At 64.8% G+C, this 21,812-nt stretch carries 23 protein-coding genes and 2 riboswitches; of the genes, 10 read left to right on the top strand and 13 right to left on the bottom strand.

The features are described from left to right. Positions 1-100: 100 nt before the first annotated feature. From ACODRZ_RS02725 to ACODRZ_RS02715, 3 genes are all read right to left on the bottom strand, one after another. Positions 101-1,477 (bottom strand): pyruvate dehydrogenase complex E1 component subunit beta, encoded by a 1,377-nt coding sequence (locus tag ACODRZ_RS02725; protein ID WP_488971005.1) that lies wholly within the window; start codon positions 1,475-1,477, stop codon positions 101-103. 1 nt (position 1,478) lies between these two features. Next, positions 1,479-2,546 (bottom strand): pyruvate dehydrogenase (acetyl-transferring) E1 component subunit alpha, encoded by a 1,068-nt coding sequence (pdhA, locus tag ACODRZ_RS02720; RefSeq protein WP_488971006.1) that lies wholly within the window; start codon positions 2,544-2,546, stop codon positions 1,479-1,481. Between the two features lie 174 nt (positions 2,547-2,720). Beyond that, positions 2,721-3,032, bottom strand: a complete 312-nt coding sequence (locus ACODRZ_RS02715; protein WP_488971007.1) for an FtsB family cell division protein — start codon at positions 3,030-3,032, stop codon at positions 2,721-2,723. Positions 3,033-3,412: 380 nt separating this feature from the next. Between ACODRZ_RS02715 and ACODRZ_RS02710 the strand changes: the two genes are divergently transcribed. Together ACODRZ_RS02710 and ACODRZ_RS02705 are read left to right on the top strand one after the other, a co-directional pair. Further along, the gene (locus ACODRZ_RS02710; protein WP_488971008.1) at positions 3,413-5,293 is read left to right on the top strand and encodes an ABC-F family ATP-binding cassette domain-containing protein; all 1,881 of its coding nucleotides are present in this window, start codon (positions 3,413-3,415) and stop codon (positions 5,291-5,293) included. Continuing rightward, positions 5,290-5,751: a GreA/GreB family elongation factor gene (locus tag ACODRZ_RS02705; RefSeq protein WP_488971009.1), complete on the top strand. Its 462-nt coding sequence runs from the start codon at positions 5,290-5,292 to the stop codon at positions 5,749-5,751. Before ACODRZ_RS02710 ends, ACODRZ_RS02705 begins: the two co-directional genes overlap by 4 nt. A gap of 35 nt (positions 5,752-5,786) precedes the next feature. On the opposite strand, the gene serB is transcribed toward ACODRZ_RS02705, so the two are convergent. Beyond that, positions 5,787-6,668 carry a phosphoserine phosphatase SerB gene (serB, locus tag ACODRZ_RS02700; RefSeq protein WP_488971010.1) on the bottom strand — a complete coding sequence of 294 codons (882 nt, stop codon included), beginning with the start codon at positions 6,666-6,668 and terminating at the stop codon, positions 5,787-5,789. Between serB and miaA the strand changes: the two genes are divergently transcribed. The 4 genes from miaA (at position 6,661) to ilvC (ending at position 11,190) form a co-directional block, all read left to right on the top strand. Continuing rightward, complete coding sequence (miaA, locus tag ACODRZ_RS02695; protein ID WP_488971011.1) at positions 6,661-7,641, top strand: tRNA (adenosine(37)-N6)-dimethylallyltransferase MiaA; 981 nt, start codon at positions 6,661-6,663, stop codon at positions 7,639-7,641. The genes serB and miaA overlap by 8 nt on opposite strands. 170 nt (positions 7,642-7,811) lie before the next feature. Then, complete coding sequence (gene ilvB, locus ACODRZ_RS02690; protein WP_488971012.1) at positions 7,812-9,554, top strand: biosynthetic-type acetolactate synthase large subunit; 1,743 nt, start codon at positions 7,812-7,814, stop codon at positions 9,552-9,554. A gap of 16 nt (positions 9,555-9,570) precedes the next feature. Further along, positions 9,571-10,089, top strand: a complete 519-nt coding sequence (ilvN, locus tag ACODRZ_RS02685; protein WP_488971013.1) for an acetolactate synthase small subunit — start codon at positions 9,571-9,573, stop codon at positions 10,087-10,089. 81 nt (positions 10,090-10,170) lie between these two features. Further along, entirely contained in the window at positions 10,171-11,190 is a 1,020-nt protein-coding gene (gene ilvC, locus ACODRZ_RS02680) for a ketol-acid reductoisomerase (protein WP_008833476.1), read from the top strand. 65 nt (positions 11,191-11,255) lie between these two features. Here the strand turns inward: ilvC and ACODRZ_RS02675 are convergent, their stop codons facing one another. Beyond that, on the bottom strand, positions 11,256-11,528 hold the full coding sequence (locus ACODRZ_RS02675) for an HNH endonuclease (RefSeq protein ID WP_488971014.1): 273 nt from the start codon (positions 11,526-11,528) through the stop codon (positions 11,256-11,258). Between the two features lie 119 nt (positions 11,529-11,647). On the opposite strand from ACODRZ_RS02675, the gene ACODRZ_RS02670 reads away from it, so the two are divergent. Next, on the top strand, positions 11,648-13,156 hold the full coding sequence (locus ACODRZ_RS02670) for a TadA family conjugal transfer-associated ATPase (protein WP_488971015.1): 1,509 nt from the start codon (positions 11,648-11,650) through the stop codon (positions 13,154-13,156). 64 nt (positions 13,157-13,220) lie between these two features. Here the strand turns inward: ACODRZ_RS02670 and ACODRZ_RS02665 are convergent, their stop codons facing one another. The 3 genes from ACODRZ_RS02665 to ACODRZ_RS02655 form a co-directional block, all read right to left on the bottom strand. Continuing rightward, positions 13,221-13,649 (bottom strand): helix-turn-helix domain-containing protein, encoded by a 429-nt coding sequence (locus ACODRZ_RS02665; RefSeq protein ID WP_488971016.1) that lies wholly within the window; start codon positions 13,647-13,649, stop codon positions 13,221-13,223. Between the two features lie 193 nt (positions 13,650-13,842). Next, a complete protein-coding gene (locus ACODRZ_RS02660; RefSeq protein WP_488971017.1) occupies positions 13,843-14,451 on the bottom strand; it encodes a YceI family protein in 609 nt (202 codons plus the stop codon). A gap of 128 nt (positions 14,452-14,579) precedes the next feature. Further along, positions 14,580-14,765, bottom strand: a complete 186-nt coding sequence (locus tag ACODRZ_RS02655; RefSeq protein ID WP_488971018.1) for a hypothetical protein — start codon at positions 14,763-14,765, stop codon at positions 14,580-14,582. Between the two features lie 65 nt (positions 14,766-14,830). Between ACODRZ_RS02655 and ACODRZ_RS02650 the strand changes: the two genes are divergently transcribed. The 3 genes from ACODRZ_RS02650 (at position 14,831) to ACODRZ_RS02640 (ending at position 16,242) form a co-directional block, all read left to right on the top strand. Continuing rightward, complete coding sequence (locus ACODRZ_RS02650; RefSeq protein ID WP_488986162.1) at positions 14,831-15,787, top strand: DMT family transporter; 957 nt, start codon at positions 14,831-14,833, stop codon at positions 15,785-15,787. Between the two features lie 71 nt (positions 15,788-15,858). After that, positions 15,859-15,990: an entericidin A/B family lipoprotein gene (locus tag ACODRZ_RS02645; protein ID WP_008833469.1), complete on the top strand. Its 132-nt coding sequence runs from the start codon at positions 15,859-15,861 to the stop codon at positions 15,988-15,990. 120 nt (positions 15,991-16,110) lie between these two features. Beyond that, complete coding sequence (locus ACODRZ_RS02640; protein ID WP_488971019.1) at positions 16,111-16,242, top strand: entericidin A/B family lipoprotein; 132 nt, start codon at positions 16,111-16,113, stop codon at positions 16,240-16,242. Between the two features lie 5 nt (positions 16,243-16,247). Here the strand turns inward: ACODRZ_RS02640 and ACODRZ_RS02635 are convergent, their stop codons facing one another. From ACODRZ_RS02635 to gcvT, 5 genes are all read right to left on the bottom strand, one after another. After that, a complete protein-coding gene (locus tag ACODRZ_RS02635; RefSeq protein WP_488971020.1) occupies positions 16,248-16,784 on the bottom strand; it encodes a CcdC protein domain-containing protein in 537 nt (178 codons plus the stop codon). Between the two features lie 5 nt (positions 16,785-16,789). Beyond that, positions 16,790-18,388, bottom strand: a complete 1,599-nt coding sequence (gcvPB, locus tag ACODRZ_RS02630; protein WP_488971021.1) for an aminomethyl-transferring glycine dehydrogenase subunit GcvPB — start codon at positions 18,386-18,388, stop codon at positions 16,790-16,792. Further along, positions 18,385-19,755: an aminomethyl-transferring glycine dehydrogenase subunit GcvPA gene (gene gcvPA, locus ACODRZ_RS02625; protein ID WP_488971022.1), complete on the bottom strand. Its 1,371-nt coding sequence runs from the start codon at positions 19,753-19,755 to the stop codon at positions 18,385-18,387. The genes gcvPB and gcvPA overlap by 4 nt, the downstream gene beginning before the upstream one ends. A gap of 185 nt (positions 19,756-19,940) precedes the next feature. Further along, positions 19,941-20,312 carry a glycine cleavage system protein GcvH gene (gene gcvH, locus ACODRZ_RS02620; protein WP_488971023.1) on the bottom strand — a complete coding sequence of 124 codons (372 nt, stop codon included), beginning with the start codon at positions 20,310-20,312 and terminating at the stop codon, positions 19,941-19,943. 11 nt (positions 20,313-20,323) lie between these two features. Beyond that, positions 20,324-21,478 carry a glycine cleavage system aminomethyltransferase GcvT gene (gene gcvT, locus ACODRZ_RS02615; RefSeq protein ID WP_488971024.1) on the bottom strand — a complete coding sequence of 385 codons (1,155 nt, stop codon included), beginning with the start codon at positions 21,476-21,478 and terminating at the stop codon, positions 20,324-20,326. Positions 21,479-21,514: 36 nt separating this feature from the next. Beyond that, a riboswitch (glycine riboswitch) is annotated at positions 21,515-21,634 on the bottom strand. Position 21,635: 1 nt separating this feature from the next. Further along, positions 21,636-21,736, bottom strand: a riboswitch (glycine riboswitch). Positions 21,737-21,812 lie beyond the last annotated feature (76 nt).

The following is a 21,812-nucleotide window of genomic DNA, read 5'->3' as shown; positions in this document are numbered from 1 at the left end:
AGTCGGTGCGCCAGCGAGACGAAACCCCAAACGCGACACGGGCGACGGTGCCAAAGCACCGCCGCCCGCGCATCATCTCAAAGCCCGAAGGCTTGCAAGATTACTTGTAGGTGACCTTCTTCACCGCCGCGATGATGCGGTCGGCGTCGATGATCGCCAGCTTTTCGAGGTTCGCGGCGTAAGGCAGCGGCACGTCCTCGTTGCACACGCGCACGACCGGCGCGTCGAGGTTGTCGAAGCCTTCTTCCATGCAGATCGCGATGATTTCCGAAGCGATCGAGCAGACCGGGAAGCCTTCCTCGGCCACGACCATGCGGTTGGTCTTGGCGAGGCTGGCGAGCACGGTTTCCTTGTCGAGCGGGCGCAGGGTGCGAAGATCGATGACTTCGGCGTCCACGCCCTCTTCGGCCAGACGCTCGGCTGCTTCGAGAGCGAGGCCGACGCCGATCGAGTAGGACACGATCGTCACGTCCTTGCCTTCGCGCATGATCCGCGCCTTGCCGATCGGCAGGACGTGGTCGTCAAGCTCGGGCAGTTCGAACGAGCGACCGTAGACCAGCTCGTTCTCGAGGAACACGACCGGATCTTCCGAACGGATCGCCGCCTTGAGCAGGCCCTTGGCATCCGAGGCATCATACGGCGCGATGACCACGAGGCCGGGAACGTTGGCGTACCACGGACCGTAGTTCTGCGAGTGCTGCGCACCGACGCGCGAAGCCGCGCCGTTGGGACCACGGAACACGACCGGGCAGCGCATCTGGCCGCCGGACATGTAATTGGTCTTGGCGGCCGAGTTGATGATGTGGTCGATCGCCTGCATGGCGAAGTTGAACGTCATGAACTCGATGACCGGACGCAGACCGCCCATCGCCGCACCGGTGCCGATACCGGCAAAGCCGTATTCGGTGATCGGGGTGTCGATGACGCGGGTGGGACCGAACTCTTCGAGCAGGCCCTGCGTCACCTTGTAGGCGCCCTGGTACTCGGCGACTTCCTCGCCCATCACGAAGACGCGGTCGTCGCGGCGCATTTCCTCGGCCATCGCGTCGCGCAGGGCTTCGCGGACGGTCGAGGTCTTCATGTTGGTGCCGTGCGGCAGTTGCGGATCGCGCGCGGTCTTGAGGTCGCTGGCGAGGTTGGCGGTGCCGCTCTCGGCCGGCTTCTTCTCTTCCGACTTCGGAGCCTCTTCGACCTTCTCGGCGGCCTTAGGCGCTTCGACGGCGGAGGCATCCTCGCCCTCGCCTGCCAGCATCGCGATCACGGTGCCGACCTTCACGCCCTCGGTGCCTTCGGCAACGAGGATCTTGCCAACGGTGCCTTCGTCGATGGATTCGAATTCCATCGTCGCCTTGTCGGTCTCGATTTCAGCAAGGATGGTGCCCGAGGAAACCTCGTCGCCTTCCTTGACCAGCCACTTGGCCAGCTTGCCCTCTTCCATCGTCGGGGAGAGAGCGGGCATCTTCAGTTCGATCGCCATCTCAGTAGCTCTCCACCAGGACGTCGGTATACAGTTCGGGAGCGCTGGGCTCGGGCGAATTCTCGGCGAAGTCGGCGGATTCGGCGACCTGCGCGCGGATGCGCTTGTCGACTTCCTTGAGGCTTTCCTCGGTCACGCCCATGGCAATCAGTTCGGCCTTGGCGTGGTCGATCGGGTCGCGCTTTTCGCGCACGCCCTGGACTTCCTCGCGGCTGCGATACTTCGCAGGGTCCGACATCGAGTGGCCGCGATAGCGGTACGTGTTCAGTTCCATGAGAACCGGGCCGTTACCGGCGCGCACGTATTCCAACGCGATCTCGGCCGACTTGCGGACTTCGAGAACGTCCATGCCGTCCACCGACATGCCGGGGATGCGGAACGCGGTGCCGCGGCGGTGGAAGTGCGTCTCGGCCGAGCCGCGCTTGACCGCGGTGCCCATGGCGTAGCCGTTGTTTTCGATCACGAAGATGATCGGCAGCTTCCAGAGAGCCGCCATGTTGAAGCTCTCGTAGACCTGGCCCTGGTTGGCCGCGCCGTCGCCGAAGTAGGCCATCGCGACGCCGCCGTCTTCACGGTACTTGTGCGCGAACGCCAGACCCGCGCCGAGCGAGACCTGCGCGCCGACGATGCCGTGGCCGCCGTAGAAGCGGTGCTCCACGGAGAACATGTGCATCGAGCCGCCCTTGCCCTTCGAGATACCGGCTTCGCGGCCGGTCAGCTCGGCCATGATGACCTTGGGATCGATGCCGTAGGCGAGCATGTGGCCATGGTCGCGGTAACCGGTGATCACCGAGTCCTTGTCGTTGTCGAGCGCGGACTGCAGGCCCACGGCGACAGCTTCCTGGCCGATGTAGAGGTGGCAGAAGCCGCCGATCAGGCCGAGGCCGTAAAGCTGGCCGGCCTTTTCCTCGAAGCGGCGGATGAGCAGCATCTGCTCATAGAAATGCAGGAGCTCTTCCTTGGAAGGCTTGTAGCGCTTGTCCGCGTCCAGGGCTTCCTGGAGGCTGTGGAGCGCGAAATCCTCTTCTACGGCAGCGGTTTCGGCTACCGGGGTCTTTGCTTTGGGCAACGGGTGCTCCCCATCGTTGGTGCGATCGTTTCAGTCCGGGCGGTATAGGAAGGACGCAGCCAAAGCGAAAGCGAAGAGGCTCGAAAACGGCCTCCGAACGTGGACTTTTTTGCAACGAGGTTTGCAAAAAACGGCATAGCGACATCTCTCCAACGAGAGACAACGCGCAAAACCTCAGGGGAGTTGCATCACCATTTCGTCAGGACGCGCAACGTTCAGGTTGCTGCGAACGAGTTCGCCCGCCAAATCCGGATCCATCTTCCGAGGGTCGAGCAGCGCGACACGATTCTTGAGGTGATCGCGGTCACCCTTCAACTGCTCCAGCTGCGCTTCACGCTGTTCGAGTAGGTGCTGATTCTCACCCCAGGCGAGAAGACCGCTAGGCCCCGCGACGCACCACAGACCCATGAGAACGAGCAACGCAAGGGCAAGGCCCTTAACGAGACGCTCTTTGGCTATATTGGTATCCTGTCGCACGGTTCGCATATGTCGCTTGAATCACATGTGATTCGGGGTTGCAAGCCCAAACTCTAAAGGATTCCTGCGGTTTGCGACAGGTGGAGGAGAAGTGCCGGAAACGTGCTGGCAAAGTTTTCGTGTTGATAAGTTTTACGGAGCGTCAAGTGTGTTCAAGGCGACATTTGACGCAGGGGTTTACCACCCCTGCACCCGGTATACCGTCGAGGTCACGCGCGGCGCATCCTCATAAGCAACGGAGAGCCGGAAGACATATAGCCTGCGGCGCAGTCTGCGCTGACCCGGCTGCGCGCACAACGACGACAGTATGGGGGTCTGGGGCAATGGCCCCAGATTCCTTCTCTTGATCTTGTTCCGCTTTCTCGCCGACCCTGCTAGGCGCTCGCCCCATGTTGAGCATTCGCGATATCACCGTGCGCCTTGGCGGCCGCACCATCCTCGACGGCGCATCGGCCACGCTGCCGCAAAACGGCAAGATCGGTCTGATCGGCCGCAATGGTGCGGGCAAGTCAACACTGGTGAAGACCATCATCGGCGAACTCGATCCTGATGGCGGCTCGGTCGAGATGCCGCGCCGTTCGCGTCTCGGCTACATTGCGCAGGAGGCACCCAACGGCATCCGCACGCCGTTCGAGGCGGTGGTAGAGGCCGATACCGAGCGCACCGCACTGCTCGCCGAGGCCGAGACCTGCACTGACCCGAACCGCCTTGGCGACGTGCATGAACGCCTGATCGCGATCGACGCCTACACCGCGCCGGCCCGCGCCGCCCGTATTCTCGTCGGCCTCGGGTTCGACGAGGAGATGCAGGGGCGTCCGCTCGACAGTTTCTCGGGTGGCTGGAAGATGCGTGTGGCGCTGGCCGCGCTGCTGTTCTCCGAACCCGACGTCATGCTGCTCGACGAACCGTCGAACCACCTCGATCTCGAAGCGACGTTGTGGCTGGAGAACTTCCTCAAGAGTTACCCCAAGACGCTGTTGGTCATCAGCCACGAGCGCGACCTGCTCAACACCGTGGTCGATCACATCCTGCACCTGCAGCAGGGCAAGCTGACGCTCTATCCCGGCGACTACGACAGCTTCGAGCGCATCCGCGCAGAGCGTGCCGCTCAGGCCGCCGCTGCACGCGCCAATCAAGAAGCGCAGAAGAAGAAGCTGGCGGATTACGTCGCGCGCAACTCGGCGCGTGCCTCCACCGCAAAGCAGGCGCAGTCGCGCGCCAAGATGCTGGCGAAGATGCAGCCGATCGCGGCGATGGCCGAGGACAGCTCGCTCAGCTTCAACTTCCCCAGCCCTGATGAACTGCGCCCGCCGCTCATCACGCTCGATCTTGCGGCAGTCGGCTATGTCGAGGACAAGCCGATCCTCAAGCGCCTCAACCTGCGCATCGATCCCGAGGACCGCATCGCGCTGCTAGGCCGCAACGGCAACGGCAAGACCACGCTTGCGCGCCTGCTGGCACGGCAGCTGGAGCCGATGGAGGGCGAGATCAACTTCTCGCCCAAGATCCGCATCGGCTACTTCACGCAGTATCAGGTGGAGGAACTGCCGTCCGATTCCACGCCGCTCGAACTGATGACGCGGGCGATGGAGGGCAAGCCGCCGGTGGCAGTGCGCGGACAGCTCGGCCGCTTCGGCTTCTCGGGCGACCGCGCCACGGCGGAGACGCGCACGCTTTCGGGCGGCGAGCGCGCCCGCCTCGCGCTCGCTCTGGTGACGCGCGACGCACCGCACATGCTGATCCTCGACGAGCCGACCAACCACCTCGACGTCGATGCGCGTGAGGCGCTTGTGCAGGCGCTCAACGACTTCGAAGGCGCGGTGATCCTCGTCAGCCACGACCGCCACATGGTCGAACTGGCCGCCGACCGGCTGGTGCTGGTCGATGGCGGCACAGCGGCGAACTACGACGGCTCGATGGAGGACTACATCGACTTCGTGCTCGGCCGGAACCAGCCCAAGGCCGAGGTATCCACCAAGGTCGGGGATGCTCCTGCGAAGAAGTCCGGCGCCATCGCGCGCGAGGAGCTGAAGGCGCTGCGCAAGAAGGTAACCATTGCTGAAACCCGCATGAAGCGGGCTCAGGCGGAGGTGGACGCGCTGCTCGACGCGCTCGCCGATCCGGCTTCGGCCAAGGGCGACCTCAAGGGGCTGGCGATCGGCGCCCTGGGCCAGCGTCATGGTTCGGCCGCAGCGGCGCTCGAACTGGCCGAGACCGAATGGCTCGAAGTTCACGAAGAACTCGAGGCACTGATGGGGCGCGGAAAATGAGCGTCGCCTTCCGACGCGATGGCGATGAGGAACATCTCGAACCCAAGTTCGAAGTGCCGATCCCGCCGGGACCGAACCTCGTCACGGCGCATGGCCGGGAACTAATCCTCGGCAGGATCGCGGAGCTGGAAACGCAAGTCGGCTCACTGACCGAGGAGACCGCCCTCGCCTCTGCCAGCCGCGATCTGCGCTACTGGCGCGCCCGGCTCGATACGGCGCAAGTGCAGCCGGTGCCGGAAGGCGACATCGTCCGCTTCGGCAGCCGGGTACGCTTCATGCTCGGCGGAAAGGTGCGCGAGATCGTCATCGTCGGCCATGACGAGGCCGACCCTGCTCAGGACCGCCTCGCGTTTGCAGCCCCGCTGGCCAAAGCGCTGCTAGGTGCCGAGACAGGCGACTTCGTGGACTTCAACGGCCGCGAGGAAGCGATCGAGGTACTGGAAGTACGGGCGGCCTGAACCATCCCCCGGATAAAGTCCGGGACGATGGAAACTCAGCGAACCCAGTCCTTCTCGGGGATACCCAGCAGGCGCAGTACGCTCGTGAGATCACCGCGATCGATCCAGCCGTTCGAAGCCGCCCGCGCCTTGGGCTTGGCGTGGTAGGCAATGCCGTAAGTCGCCGCTTCCAGCATCGGAATGTCGTTGGCGCCATCGCCTGTCGCGAGGCTGGTGACGCCCTCGCCCACCGCTTCGAGTTCGGCCAGCAGCGTCGCCTTCTTCACCGACGAATCGACGATGCCGCCGATGAGGCCGCCGGTCAGCTTGCCGTCCGCCACCTCCAGGCGATTGCCCACCACGTGCTCGAACCCCAGCATCTCGGCAACCGGATCGGCGAAGTGATGGAAACCGCCAGTCACCAGCACGGTGCGGCAGCCCAGCTTCTTGAGAGTCTCGACCAGCACCTTGGCACCCGGCATAGGCTTGATGCGGGTGGCGAGGCATTCGTCGATGGCACTGGTGGACAGGCCCTCGAGCAGTCCGACACGCTCACGAAGGGCCTGCTCGAAATCGAGTTCGCCTTGCATGGCGCGTTCGGTGATCTCGGCGATACGCTCCTTGAGGCCCGCGAAGTCGCCGAGTTCGTCGATGCATTCCTGCCCGATCATGGTCGAATCCATGTCCGAGATGAACACGCGCGGCACCACCGGTTCGTCAGCGGTGACGAGGCCATCCGTCTTGCCGAAATGACCGTCGATCGCCGCGCGCAGGACTTCGGCGTCATCGTCGGGCGAATCGATCTGCATGGTCTGGCCACAGAAATCGAGCATCGCGGCATCCGCAATTCGTACACCGCCTTTCGCCATCTGCGCTTTCGCGGCTTCGAGACTGGTCGAAAGATGATCGGGTTCTGCTATCAGGCGGGCAATGAGCACTGCGAATTTCCTTGATACGCCATTCGATATTTCAGCCGGAGACCGGCCGCCGCTGGCGCTCATCGCAGGGCCGACCGCCAGCGGCAAGAGCGATTGTGCGGTGGCGCTGGCGCAAGAACTCGAACGCCGGGGCCGCCGCGCCGTGATCGTCAACGCCGACAGCTCGCAAGTCTACTGCGACCTGACGATCCTGAGCGCACGGCCGACACAGGAGGATATGGGCGGGATCGAACACCGCCTGTTCGGCGCCTGGGACGGCGCGCAAAGCTGCTCTGCCGCCGACTGGGCACGCGCCGCCACCACGGCCATCGGCGAAATCCATGCCGAGGGCGCAGTACCGATCCTGGTCGGAGGCACCGGGCTCTATATCCGCACCCTTCTCGATGGCATCGCACCGATCCCGATGATCGATCCCGAAATCCGCGAGGCGGTTCGCACCTTGCCCGTCGCAGAAGCTTATGCCGCACTCACGCTTGAGGATCCTGAACGTGCAGCCCGGCTTGCCCCCGCCGACACCACCCGTGTCGCTCGTGCATTGGAAGTGGTGCGCTCCACCGGCTACGGCCTCGCCCACTGGCAGGCCCGCACCGAAGGCGGGATCGCCGGCCGGGTGGCACTCCACCCCGCGATCCTGCTCCCCGAACGCGAATGGCTCTACGCACGCTGCGACCTGCGCTTTCAGCGGATGATCGAACGTTGTGCCCTCGCCGAAGTAGAAGCGCTGCTCGCCCGCGATCTTGACCCCGCTCTGGCGGTGATGCGGGCCATCGGCGTGCCGGAACTTGTGGGCGTGATCCGAGGCGAATGGCCGCTCGAAACAGCGATCGCGCGAGGGTCGCAGGCGACGCGCAATTACGCCAAGCGCCAATTTACTTGGCTGAGGCATCAACCTCCTATCGATTGGCATCGCGTTCAATTTGAAAATTTCAACACAAACACTGTAAATGATATTTTATTGCGTTTTCCGGGTTGACCTCACATATCCACATGCCTAGAGGCCGATCCTACCTGCTGATGGAAGTTATGCAGGGAGGAGAGGAGACGACCCGGTACGGCCAAGCCGTCGTGCCGGGTCGAATCATTAGGGAGGCAGCCGGAAATTCCGGCACTCCCCGGCAAAGCGAATTTGAGAAGGAATGTGTTGTGACTGAAGAGCGCAGCGGCGCGAGCATCCTGGTCGAAAGCCTGGTCAAGCAGGGGGTCGAGTTCGTATTCGGCTATCCCGGCGGTGCCGTGCTCCCGATCTACGACGCTCTCTTCGGTGACGAACGACTTAGGCACATTCTCGTCAGGCACGAGGCCGGCGCGGCACACGCAGCCGAAGGCTACGCCCGCTCGACCGGCAAGCCCGGCGTCGTGCTCGTCACGTCCGGGCCCGGCGCGACCAACGCAATCACCGGCATTGCCGATGCGTTTCTCGATTCGATTCCGCTCGTCGTCATTACCGGCCAGGTTCCTACCGCGCTGATCGGCTCGGATGCGTTTCAGGAAGCCGATACCGTCGGCATCTCGCGCCACTGCACCAAGCACAACTATCTGGTGAAGGACCCCGCGGACCTCGCCGCGATCGTCGACGAAGCGTTCCAGATCGCCACTACCGGCCGCCCAGGCCCGGTGCTGATCGACATCCCCAAGGACGTCCAGATCGCAATGGCCGCCTGGAACGACGGTCCGATCCAGCGCAAGCAGCGCTACAACCCACGCACCGAGGGTTCTTCGGACGAGATCTCGCGCGCAGTGCAGATGCTGGCGAATGCCAAGGCACCGGTCTTCTACACCGGCGGCGGCGTCATCAATTCCGGACCGCGCGCAACCGCACTGCTGCGCGAGCTTCAGGAGAAGACCGGCGCGCCCGTCACCTCGACACTGATGGGTCTTGGTGCCTTCCCGGCGGACCATGTCGACTGGCTCGGCATGCTGGGCATGCATGGCACGTTCGAAGCCAACATGGCGATGAACCAGGCGGACCTGATCGTCTGCGTGGGCGCCCGCTTCGACGACCGCGTGACCGGCCGCCTCGATGCCTTCGCGCCGAACTCGGAAAAGATTCACATCGACATCGATCGTGCCTCGATCAACAAGACGGTCCAGGTCGACCTGCCCATCATCGGCGATTGCGCGACCGTTCTCGACCAGATGCTGACCGAATGGGGCACGCGCAAGGGCCAGGACCTTTCCGGCTGGAAGGCCCGCGTCGATGGCTGGCGCGAGCGCAAGAGCCTCGCCTACCCGTCGAACGCGCAGGCGATCATGCCGCAGCTTGCGGTCGAACGCCTGTACGAACTGACCAAGTCCAAGGACCCGGTGATCTCCACCGAAGTCGGCCAGCACCAGATGTGGGCAGCGCAGTACTTCCCGTTCTTCAGCCCCAACAAGTGGCTGACCTCGGGCGGTCTGGGCACCATGGGCTACGGCCTGCCCGCCGCGATCGGCGCGCAGTGCGGCAACCCGGACAGCCTCGTCATCGACATCGCCGGCGACGCCTCGATCCAGATGAACATCCAGGAACTCGGCACCGCCACCCAGTACCGCCTGCCGGTGAAGATCTTCATCCTCAACAATGAGTGGATGGGCATGGTCCGCCAGTGGCAGGAGCTGACCTACGAGAGCCGCTATTCCAATTCGTACTCGGACAGCCTGCCCGACTTCGTGAAGCTGGCCGAAGCCTACGGCTGGAAGGGCATCCGCATCGAGAACGAAAGCGAACTTGATGCGGGCATTCAGGCTATGATCGACCATCCCGGCCCGGTCATCGTCGATTGCCTGGTCCACAAGGAAACCAACTGCTTCCCGATGATCCCCTCGGGCGCGGCGCATACCGACATGATCCTCTACGGCGACAGCGTCGCCGGCACGATGGACGACGAAGCCAAAGCGCTGGTCTGAGGACAAGAGACGAACCATGATGCACATCCAGCATGAAGCCGAGGAACGGCACGTCCTGACCGTCACGGTCGACAACGAGGCGGGCATTCTCGCCAAGATCGCCGGCCTGTTCACCGCACGCGGCTACAACATCGACAGCCTCACCGTGGCCGACATCACCGACAACCATGCGGTGAGCCGGATCACGATCGTGACGCACGGCCCGCGCAGCCAGATCGACCAGATCCACGCGCAGCTCGAGCGTCTGGTGCCGGTGCACAAGGTCGTCGATCTCACCGAAGTCGGCCCGCATGTGGCGCGCGAACTCGCGCTGGTGAAGGTTGCCGGCGTGGGCGAGAAGCGTGTCGAGGCGCTGCGTATCGCCGACGTGTTCCGCGCCCGCCCGGTCGATACCACGACCGAGAGCTTCATCTTCGAGATGACCGGCGCCCCGGACAAGATCGACAGCTTCGTGGCGCTGATGCGCGACCTCGGCCTCGTCGAGGTCGGCCGCACGGGCATCGTCGCCATGGCCCGCGGGCCTGAAGAAGCCTGAATTTCAATATTGCGTCGGCCCGTTCGGGCGGCGCTTGGACAATAACCGTCCCGGTCCGCCGGGATGACGGAAGGAAGAACGATGAAGGTCTATTACGACGCCGATTGCGACATCAACCTGATCGCCGAGAAGAACATCGCGATCCTGGGTTACGGCAGCCAGGGCCATGCCCATGCCCAGAACCTGCGCGATTCGGGCGTCAAGAACGTCGCCATCGCGCTGCGTGACGGTTCGGCCACCGCCAAGAAGGCCGAAGCCGCCGGCTTCAAGGTCATGTCGAACAAGGACGCGGCCGCATGGGCCGACGTCATCATGATCCTCGCTCCCGACGAGCATCAGGCCGCGATCTACGCCGCCGACATCCATGAGAACCTGAAGCCCGGCGCCGCGCTTGCCTTCGCCCACGGCCTCAACGTCCACTTCGGCCTGATCGAGCCGCGCACCGACATCGACGTGTTCCTGATCGCGCCGAAAGGCCCGGGCCACACCGTCCGCAGCGAATACCAGCGTGGCGGCGGCGTGCCCTGCCTGATCGCGATCCACCAGGACACCACCGGCAACGCGCAGGACATCGCCCTCGCCTACGCTTCGGGCGTCGGCGGCGGCCGTTCGGGCATTATCGAGACCAACTTCCGCGAGGAATGCGAAACCGACCTGTTCGGTGAGCAGGCCGTGCTCTGCGGCGGCGCCACCGCGCTGGTCCAGGCCGGCTTCGAGACGCTGGTGGAAGCCGGCTACGCTCCCGAGATGGCCTACTTCGAGTGCCTCCACGAGCTGAAGCTGATCGTTGACCTGATGTATGAAGGCGGCATCGCCAACATGCGCTACTCGATCTCGAACACCGCCGAATACGGCGACATCAAGACCGGTCCGCGCATCATCACCGAAGAGACCAAGAAGGAAATGAAGCGCGTTCTGGAAGACATCCAGTCGGGCCGCTTCGTGAAGGACTTCGTGCTCGACAACCGCGCCGGCCAGCCCGAGCTGAAGGCTTCGCGCCTTGCCGCCAAGCGTCACCCGATCGAGGAAACCGGCGCCAAGCTGCGCGCCATGATGCCCTGGATCGGCGCCAACGCCCTGGTCGACAAGACCAAGAACTAAGGTTCTAAAACAGATCCTTGCGGCGGGCGGGTGGTCGAAAGGCCGCCCGCCCGTTTTGCTTTGGCTCACCGTTTCCGCCGCGTCGGCGCATGGAAGTCCGGCGGCTTTCCCGCCACCCAGCGCACGAAGCGCGCGATCTCCTCCACCTCCAGCAATGCCGCGCTTTCCGGCTCCATCCGCGCCAATTGCGCATTCGTCAGAGCCGCATGGATGGTCCGGTGACAGATCGGATGGAGCGGCACCGTCTTGCGCCCTCCCCGGCTTTTCGGCACAGGATGATGCCATTCCACCTTGCGTCCCAGCGGCCTCGCGCAAAGCACAGCATGTGCGATCGCCATCGTCCACTTCGCCCTCCGGTGCAGCGCATTAGTAAGTTATCAAAGTTTCAACCTTAACACCGGCTTCATTAGGCATGGATCGCCCCCTTCCAAGGGCGGCGCTTGAGGTTGACGGTTTCATGACGGCATTCGGTCGGCGCAACGGCATCGGTGGTATCGGTCAGGGCGCGCGCCCCGCTTTCGGCGTGGCCAAGCCGCTCAAGAGCGGAGGCGACGTCGCCACAGCCATTCCCGGCTCGGCGCCCGTTCCCGGCGAACCGTTCCCCTCCATTCCCGGCGACTCGCTTGCCCCCTCGCGCGACGATGCCATGTCGCGGCTCGCCGACCGCGCCAATGCCGTCCACGCCGAGTCCGAGCAGAACGGCTTCGAAGCCTCGATCCACAAGATCAAGGAACAGGTCCTGCCGCGCCTGCTCGAGCGCGTCGATCCCGAAGCCGCCGCCACGCTGACCAAGGATGAACTGTCGGAGGAATTCCGCCCGATCATCATGGAAGTCCTCGCCGAACTGAAGATCACCTTCAACCGCCGCGAACAGTTCGCGCTGGAAAAGGTGCTGATCGACGAACTGCTCGGCTTCGGGCCGCTCGAAGAGCTTCTGAACGACCCCGACATTTCCGACATCATGGTCAACGGCCCCAACCAGACCTACATCGAAAAGAAGGGCCGCCTCCAACTCGCGCCGACCAAGTTCCGCGACGAGCAGCACCTGTTCCAGATCGCCCAGCGCATCGTGAACCAGGTCGGCCGCCGCGTCGACCAGACCACGCCGCTGGCCGACGCCCGCCTCAAGGACGGCAGCCGCGTCAACGTGATCGTGCCGCCGCTGTCGCTTCGCGGCACGGCCATCTCCATTCGTAAGTTCTCCGAAAAGCCGATCACCATCGACATGCTCAAGGACTTCGGTTCGATGAGCGAGAAGATGGCGACCGCGCTGAAAATCGCCGGCGCCTGCCGCATGAACATCGTCATCTCGGGCGGTACGGGCTCGGGCAAGACGACGATGCTCAACGCGCTGTCGAAGATGATCGACCCGGGCGAGCGCGTGCTGACGATCGAGGACGCGGCCGAACTTCGCCTGCAGCAGCCGCACTGGCTGCCGCTGGAAACCCGCCCGCCGAACCTCGAAGGCCAGGGCGCGATCACCATCGGCGACCTCGTCAAGAACGCCCTGCGTATGCGCCCCGACCGCATCATCCTGGGCGAAATCCGCGGCGCCGAGTGCTTCGACCTGCTCGCCGCCATGAACACCGGTCACGACGGTTCGATGTGCACGCTCCACGCCAACAGCCCGCGCGAATGCCTGGGCCGTATGGAGAACATGATCCTGATGGGCGACATCAAGATTCCCAAGGAAGCCATCAGCCGCCAGATCGCCGAGTCCGTCGACCTCATCGTGCAGGTGAAGCGCCTGCGCGACGGTTCGCGCCGCACCACCAACATCACCGAGGTGATCGGCATGGAAGGCGACGTCATCGTCACCCAGGAACTCTTCAAGTTCGAATATCTGGACGAGACCGACGACGGCAAGATCCTCGGCGAATTCCGCCCCTCGGGCCTGCGTCCCTACACGCTGGAGAAGGCCCGTCAGTTCGGCTTCGATCAGGCCTATCTCGAAGCCTGCCTGTGATCGCCTGAGCCCCGGCGGATCACGCCGGGGTTTACACGAAACGGGCAGTGAAACACCTGTCACCTTAGGTGCCCGGGCCATCGGTGCGCCCTGCCCGATCAAGCTGCGCGAGGAACGACAAAAGCCCGCGATTATCAGGCTTTAGTTCTGTCGCGACATGGCGACCGTAGTACATCCGCACCTTCAGCAGACCGAACCGCGCCCGTACCGCGCGCTCCTCTGGTGTGACCTTTCGTTTGACCGGCGGCTTGCCTGTCACCTTGTCCCAAGCGGCAGCGAAACTGCCCGCACCGGGCTTGCGACGAAGGCGATAGGCCGTCTCGCGCGAGAGGCCCACGCGCGCGGCCGCCTGCTCGACCGAGCCGGTCTCGGCCAGAGCGCCGAGAAACGCCGCCTGCCGCGCGGGCGTCCAGCCATCACGGCGCGGCCGGACGGGTACGGGCGCGAAAGCGGGGACGCGGATATGACGGGGGCGTGGCGGATGAGGTTTCATCCGCCAGTTTGAACCGGAATTTGGCGATGTAGGAAAGTGGCTCTTACACCATCATACTCACTCAAACCTCGTCATTGCGAGCACAGCGAAGCAATCCAGGGCGTTTTACGCGGCCCTGGATTGCTTCGCTGTGCTCGCAATGACGAATGGAAGGAGAGGCACCTGGGGGTTGTGCCTCTCCTCCCCTTCTCGCTTACTGCTTCTCAAAAGCCGCCGTGATCGCGATCTGCGTCTCATCGCTGACCAGCGGGGCGTACTTGGTGACGCCGAACTCGGTGCGCTTGATCGTGCCGACGGCGTTGAAGCCCAGCGTGTAGACCTTCTTCATCGGGTTGACGTTGGCCGCCTTGAAAGTCGCCTTCAGCGTCACCGGCTTGGTCACGCCATGCAGGGTCAGGTTGCCGGTCACGTCGGCGGTGCTCGCGCCGGTCTTCACCACCTTGGTCGAGACGAAGCGCATGGTCGGGTAAGTGGCGGCGTCGAACCAGTCCGCGCTCACCAGTTCCTCGTCGAGCGTCTTGTTTGTGGTGGAGACGGAGGCTACCGGCACCGAGACGTCGAGCTTGGCCGAGGCGAGGTTCCTGGGATCGAGCGACAGCGTGCCGGTCGCGCCCGGCAGCGTACCGTAGAACTCGCTGATGCCGAAGTGATCCACCGTGAAGCGCACCAGCGTGTGCGCGCTGTCGAGCGCATAGTTGCCCGCCTGCACGGCGGCAGGATCGGTATCGGCCTGCTGCGCGACGATCGGCGCGGCCACAACGAGAGACGCAGCGGCCAGCGCCGACGCAAGGTAACGGTTCATTCGAATTCTCCGAAGGGGAAAGCGGGAAGGATCAATGCTCGCGCGTTGATCTCATTGCCGATCCCTTGCGGCCAGCCCGATAAAATCGATCCACTTGTTCAGGTTTGTCGAACAAGCGAAGGATGGCTTCATCCGCCCAGCCACTCGCGCGCGGACAGCCCCAGCAGCAGAACGGCGGCGAACAGCGCGAAGAAAAAGATCGGCGTCCAGGGCATGAAGCCCACGCGCTCGATGTCCTTGCGGCGATGGCGCCGGTGGTCGCCCAGCCAGGCGATCACCGCGATCAGCGCGGCGAGGCTTCCGCAGATGGTCATCAAAACCCGAGAATCATCCATGCCCCGCCTTGCCCTCGCGCGAGGCGGAGTTAAAGCGCCGTTTCGTGACCGCAGCCTCCATCCGCAAAGACCGCCCGATGCTTGCCATCGCCCTGCGCCTCGCCGCGATGGTGATGCTCTCGACGATGTTCATGCTCGTAAAGCTCGCGGGCGAGGCGGGCGTTTCGCTCCCCGAACTGGTGTTCTGGCGGCAGGCCATGGCGGTGCCGATCATCCTCGGATGGCTTGCGGCTACCGGCGGGCTCGGCCTGCTGCGCACCCGCCGCATGAGCAGCCACGCCATGCGGGCCACGAGCGGCACGGCGGGGCTGTGCTGCAATATCGGCGCGGCCACCCTGTTGCCGCTGCCGGTAGGAACGACGCTGGGGTTCACGACACCGCTCTTCGCCGTGCTGATCACCGCGCTGGTGCTGCGCGACAAGGTCGGGCGATGGCGCTGGACGGCCGTGGTGCTCGGCTTCGTAGGCGTGCTGGTGATCGCGCAGCCGAGTGGCGAGCCGGTCCCGCCGCTGGGGCTGGCGGCAGGACTTGGCGCAGGCCTGATCGTCGCGATCGTCAGCTTCCAGATCCGTGACCTCTCGCGCACCGAGGCGCCGATCGCCTGCGTCTTCTGGTTCGCCTTCTACGGCTCGCTGTTCGCGGCGATCCTGCTCCCGTTCTACGGCACCGCGCATGGCGCCTACGAGTGGCTGCTACTCTTCGCGATCGGGCTGGCGGGGACGCTGGCGCAGTTCCTGATCACCTCGGCCCTGCGCTTCGGGCAGGTCGCAACGGTGGTGGTGATGGACTACACCGCGCTCATCTGGGCGACGCTCTACGGCTGGACGATCTGGGGCCATGTCCCCTCCGCCGCGATGGGACTGGGCGCTCCGATCATCGTCGCGGCGGGCCTGATCATCACCTCGCGCGAGCATTTCCTTGCGAAGCATGTCTCGCCCACATCGGCGATTGACGAGAGTGTGACGGAAGAGGCCGCGCGTCGGGAGAAGCGGGGAACCTGATCTGCCTACGTGTGTTCACCTCGATGCGCGGCGTGGCAAGCACCCGTCGCACCGAAAAAAGGAACACCAAAATGGTCAAGAAGCTCGTTCTCGCCCTCGTCGCAGGCGGCATCGTTTTCTCCGCCGCTGCCTGCAACACTGTAAAGGGTGCCGGCCGCGATGTGGAGTCGGTCGGCAAGGCCGGCGAAGACGCCATCAAGTAACGCGCTCTGCGGGCGGGCTCCAAGCCACCGACCGGAGCCTGCCTGCATCCGTCTCACGAACGCTTTTCCCGATCCGTTTCCTGCGCTAGTCGCAGTGGACAACGAAGGAACAAGCATTCGATGACCAGCAAGATTCTCGCCGCCATCATTCTTGGCGGCGTACTTTTCTCCACCACTGCCTGCAACACGGTCAAGGGCCTCGGCCGCGACATTGAGTCGGTCGGTCAGGCGGGATCGAACGCGATAAACTGAGCGCCTCAGGCGTCGAAGATGTGGTTCGCCACCATGTCACGCGCCCGCAGCCACAGCACGAGCCGTAGCGCGACTATCATGCCGAGCGCGAAGCCCAGCGTCGCGTCCATCATCAGAAGGGCATTGCCCACCGGATGACCTGACGCCTGCGTTCCGCCCCCCTGGAGACCACTGCCAGGCAGGATCACACGGCGCGCAATGAACACCGCGACGATCAGCAGGATCGCCAGCGGCGACTGGCGCATCATCACGCGCGCCTTCTCGCCCTCGCCGTCGATATGCAGGTGCATCAGCCGCGCCCGCTGCGCGCCGATCGCGCCGCCGACGACCACACCGGTCGCCAGGCATAGCCATCCGAGCCCGCTGGGTGGCATCCCCGCCAGAGCCAGCGACACCGCCAGCACCACGATCACCGGCATGATCCACAACAGGGGAAGGCGCAGCGGCCGGGCCTTCTTCATCCGCATCATGCGCAAGGCCATGATACCGACGAAAATCGCCAGCGGCAGATACGTGACGAGGCCGCGCCCACCTTCCCCCATATGCGTCAGCTTCCTCCGATTTCGCTCAGCGACGGCGTGCCCGGAACGCCCGGTTCACCCTGCCACACAAGCACAGGCTTGCGCGCGGCGAGCGTTTCGTCAAGCCGTCTGCGCGGCGCGAAGTGCGGCGCGGAGTGCAGGCTTTCGTCGCCCGCCTTGGCCCGCTCTGCCAGCGAACGCAGCGAGGCGATGAAGCGGTCGAGGCCCGCCTTGCTCTCGGTCTCGGTCGGCTCGACCAGCATCGCGCCCTTGACCACCAGCGGGAAGTAGACCGTCATCGGGTGGAAACCCTCGTCGATCAGCCCCTTGGCGATGTCGAGCGTCGAGAAGCCCTCGGCCAGCCCGGCGTCGCTGAACAGCGCCTCGTGCATGCACGGGCCGCTGTCCGCGAACGGAGCGGGGAGCAGATCCTCGCACGAACGCAGCACGTAGTTGGCGTTGAGCACCGCGTCCTCGGCGACCTGACGCAGACCGTCCGCGCCGTGGCTGAGGATGTAGGTCAGCGCGCGGGTGAACATGCCCATCTGGCCGTGGAAGGCGACCATGCGGCCGAACGCTTGCGCGTGGCCCTCACCCATGTTCTCTTCTTCGACGAGGTGGATCGAACCGTCGCTCCCGCGCGTCACGAAGGGCAGCGGAGCGAAGGGCGCCAGTGCTTCGGACAGCACCACCGGACCGGCACCAGGACCGCCACCGCCATGCGGGGTGGAGAAAGTCTTGTGCAGGTTGATGTGCATGGCATCGACGCCGAGGTCGCCCGGGCGCACCTTTCCGACGATGGCGTTGAAGTTCGCGCCGTCGCAGTAGACATAACCGCCCGCCGCGTGGACCGCATCGGCAATCTCGCGCATGTCGGGCTCGAACAGGCCGCAAGTGTTGGGGTTGGTGATCATCACGCCCGCGACGTTCGGGCCGAGCTTGGCCTTCAGCGCCGCCACGTCCACGCGACCCGCCGGGGTCGCGGGGATCGATTCCACCTTGAAGCCCGCGAAGGCGGCGGTGGCGGGGTTGGTGCCGTGGGCGCTTTCGGGCACCAGCACGACGTCGCGCGTCTCGCCGCGCGCGTCCAGAGCGGCGCGGATGCAGAGCAGACCGCACAATTCGCCATGCGCGCCCGCCTTGGGGCTCATCGCCACCGAGGCCATGCCGGTCAGCGTGATGAGCCAGTCGGCCAGTTGCTCGATGACCTCAAGCGCGCCCTGCACCGTCGTCTGCGGCTGCATCGGGTGCACGTCGGCGAAGCCCGGCAGGCGCGCCATCTTCTCGTTGAGGCGCGGGTTGTGCTTCATCGTGCACGAACCGAGCGGGAACGGCCCGAGGTCGATCGCGTAGTTCTGGCGCGACAGGCGGGTGTAGTGGCGCACCGTCTCCGGCTCGGTCAGGCCCGGCAGCGCGGGCGCGGACTTGCGCAGGAATTTGCCAAGGCCCGCAGCGGGGGCACGGCTAGGTTCATCGATATCGACGCCGCACTTGTCGGCGCTGCCCAGTTCAAAGCTCAGAGATTCTTCGAGCATCAGGCCATAATCACCTGAGGACGTTGCGAACTTTGCTTCGCCAGCCTCACCCATGGAGGGGCGCCAGCCGGATGCGTTGGGGGCGTTCATGCGCTCGCTCCTGCAAGAACGGCTTCCAGCGCGGTGGCGAAAGCCTCGATGTCTTCGTCGGTAGTGGTTTCGGTCGCGGCGACCAGCAGGCCGTTGTGAAGGCCGTCGGCGACCGGGAACAGGCGGCCCAGCGACACGCCGCCGAGCACCTGACGGTCCGCCAGTTCGCGCACCACTTCGCGCGCGTCGCGCGGCAGGATCACCGTCGCCTCGTTGAAGTAGGCGGTGTTGAGGATCGTGACGCCCGGAACCTTGGCCAGACGCTCGAAGGTCTGCTGCGCGCGGGCATGGTTCACGGCGGCGAGACGGGCCAGGCCCTCACCGCCCAGCAGGGTCAGGTGAATGCTGAAGGCCAGCGCACAAAGCCCTGAATTGGTGCAGATATTGCTCGTCGCCTTTTCGCGGCGGATATGCTGCTCGCGGGTCGAGAGGGTCAGCACGAAACCGCGCTTGCCCTCGGCATCGACGGTCTGGCCACAGAGGCGACCCGGCATCTGGCGCACGAACTTCTCGCGGCAGCCGAACAGGCCGAGGTACGGGCCGCCGAACTGCAGGCCGACGCCGATCGACTGGCCCTCGCCCACGACGATGTCCGCGCCCAGAGCGCCCGGCGCTTCGATCACGCCCAGCGCCACCGGCTCGGTGACGACGGCGATGACCAGCGCGCCCACAGCGTGCGCGGCTTCGGAGATCGCCGCGAGGTCGGGGATGCGGCCCATGACGTCGGGATACTGGACGACCACGCACGAAGTCGTCGCGTCGATCGCCGCGATCACGGCAGCGTCATCGGGATCGGCAGTCAGTTCGGGGGCGAGGCTGACGATGTTGTCCTTCGTGAACTTCGCCATCGTCCGCACGACTTCGCCGTAATGCGGGTGCAAACCGCCCGACAGGACACTGCGGCCCTTGCGGGTGATGCGCGCGGCCATCAGGATCGCTTCCCAGCACGCGGTCGAGCCGTCGTACATCGAGGCGTTGGCGATGTCGGTGCCGAACAGGCGCGCCACCTGCGTCTGGAACTCGAACAGCACCTGCAGCGTGCCCTGCGCGATTTCCGGCTGGTAGGGCGTGTAGGCGGTCAGGAACTCGCCGCGCTGGATCAGGTGATCGACCGAGGCCGGAACGTGGTGGCGATAGGCACCGGCGCCGAGGAAGAACGGCGCGGTCCCCGCGCTCAGGTTCTTGGCAGCGAGCGCGGACATGTGGCGCTCGACCGCCATTTCGCTGGCGTGAGCGGGCAGGCCCTCGATGGGACCGGCAAGCCGGGCCTCGGCGGGCACGTCGATGAACAGGTCATCGATCGTGGCGGCGCCGATGGTCTCCAGCATGGAGGCGCGGTCGGCCGGGGTCAGGGGAAGGTAGCGCATGAGGGCGTGTCTCTCATTCGGTGCTTTGCGGACGCTGCCGCAGCTTTTCCCTCCTGCGTCACCCTGAACTTGTTTCAGGGTCCATTTCGCCATTCACACGGTGGCCCGATCGGCGCGATGGACCCTGAAACGAGTTCAGGGTGACGAGGTGGGTGGGGCGAGGACAAAGCCTCGCCCCCTTACAATCACAGGCTGTCGACGTAGCTCTTGTACGCGGCCTCATCCATCAGCGCGCCGAGTTCGGCGGCGTCGGAGAGGGTCACGCGGAACAGCCAGCCACCGCTTTCGGCTTCGGTGTTCACCAGTTCGGGCTGGTCGGCCAGCGCTTCGTTGACGGCGGCGATGGTGCCCGAAACCGGGGTGTAGACGTCCGAGGCGGCCTTCACCGAGTCGACGACCGACACCGAATCGCCCTTGCCGACCGACGCGCCCTCAGCAGGCAGATCGACGAAGGTGATGTCGCCAAGCTGGCCCTGGGCATAGTCGGTGATGCCAACGGTGCCGAGGTCACCTTCGACCTCGATCCACTCATGGTCTTCGGAGAAATAGCGGGTCATGGAAAAGCTCCTCAGCGGTGATAGCGGTGTGGGACGAAGGGCATCGGCACGACCTTGGCGCCCAGCTTCTTGCCCCGCATCTCGATGGTAAGTGCAGTGCCCTCTTCAGTGAGGGCGGTGTCGACGTAAGCCATGGCGATCGGCTGCTGCAGCGAGGGTGAGAAACCACCCGAAGTCACTACGCCAACTTCCTGATCATCCTTGAAAACCTTGGCACCCTCACGCGCGGCCATGCGGCCCTCCAGCACGAAGCCGATGCGCTTGCGCGGCGTGCCCTCGGCGAAGTCCTTGAGGATGCGGTCCGAACCAGGGAAGCCGCCTTCGGTGCGGCGGCGCTTGTTGACCGCGAACTTGAGGTCGGCGTCGATCACGCTGGTTTCCGGCGACAGGTCGTGGCCATAGAGCGGCAGGCCCGCCTCCAGACGCAGGCTGTCGCGCGCACCGAGGCCGATGGGCTTCACCTCAGGCTCGCTGCAAAGCAGGTCGGCGACCATCGCGGCGGATTCGCCCGGAATGGCGATCTCGAAACCGTCCTCGCCGGTGTAGCCCGAACGGCTGATCCAGGCATCGACGCCGCCCAGCTTGAACGCGGCGCCCTTCATGAACTTGAGTTCGGACAGCGGCGTGTCACCCTCGACATGACGCTCCAGCGCAGCGAAGGCCTTCGGTCCCTGCAGCGCCAGCAAAGCGCTTTCATCGAGGTGGTTGAGCGTCACGTCATCCGGCAGCAGCTCGCGCAGGGTGCCGATATCGTCCCACTTGGTCGCGCCATTGACGACGAGGTAGAAGCCGGTCGCCCAGCGGGTCACCATCAGGTCGTCAAGGATGCCGCCGTCGTCGTCCAGCAGCAGCGAATAGCGCGGCGCGCCAACCTTCAGCGTCCCGAGATCGATGGGCAGCGCGGCTTCCACTGCGGCTTCGACCCCGGCGGTCACGCCCTCTTCGCTGGAGATGTAGACCTGGCCCATATGGCTGACGTCGAACAGACCCGCGCTCTCACGGGTCCAGAGGTGCTCGGCCATGATGCCCTCGTACTGGACGGGCATCCAGTAGCCGGCGAACTCGACCATGCGGCCGCCCTTCTCGCGATGCCAGGCATCGAGCGGGAGGGTCAGCGTGGCGATCTCTTCGACAAGATCGTCATCAGAAACAGGATATTCGCTCAAGACACGACTCCGCGAGCAGACATGGTACACCAATAAGGTGCCCCCTCTGTCACGGAAACCTGAGAGCTTCCCCCGCGTCATCCCCAAAGGGACGGGCCGGGTTACACCGTCGGCGGCCACGACCGGATGGGCGGGGCACTTTCCAGAGGCTCGCTGTCGACGCTGCGCGGTCCTTTTGCCTGAGAGATTCCGGGGCGGTTGCTCCTTCGGCGCCTCTTACCCGACGAATCGGTCCGAGGTCTCTCCCGCGCGTGTCAGCGAGTGAGCCGAGCCTTGGGTGACGGGCCGAAGTAAGTCAACGCAAGGTTTGGCCAATTCGGCAACTATTCCCCGG

The organism is Novosphingobium sp. FG90 (assembly GCF_057808725.1).
The sequence above is the reverse complement of the archived record's forward strand: the minus strand, read 5'-3'. Positions and strand labels throughout refer to the sequence as shown.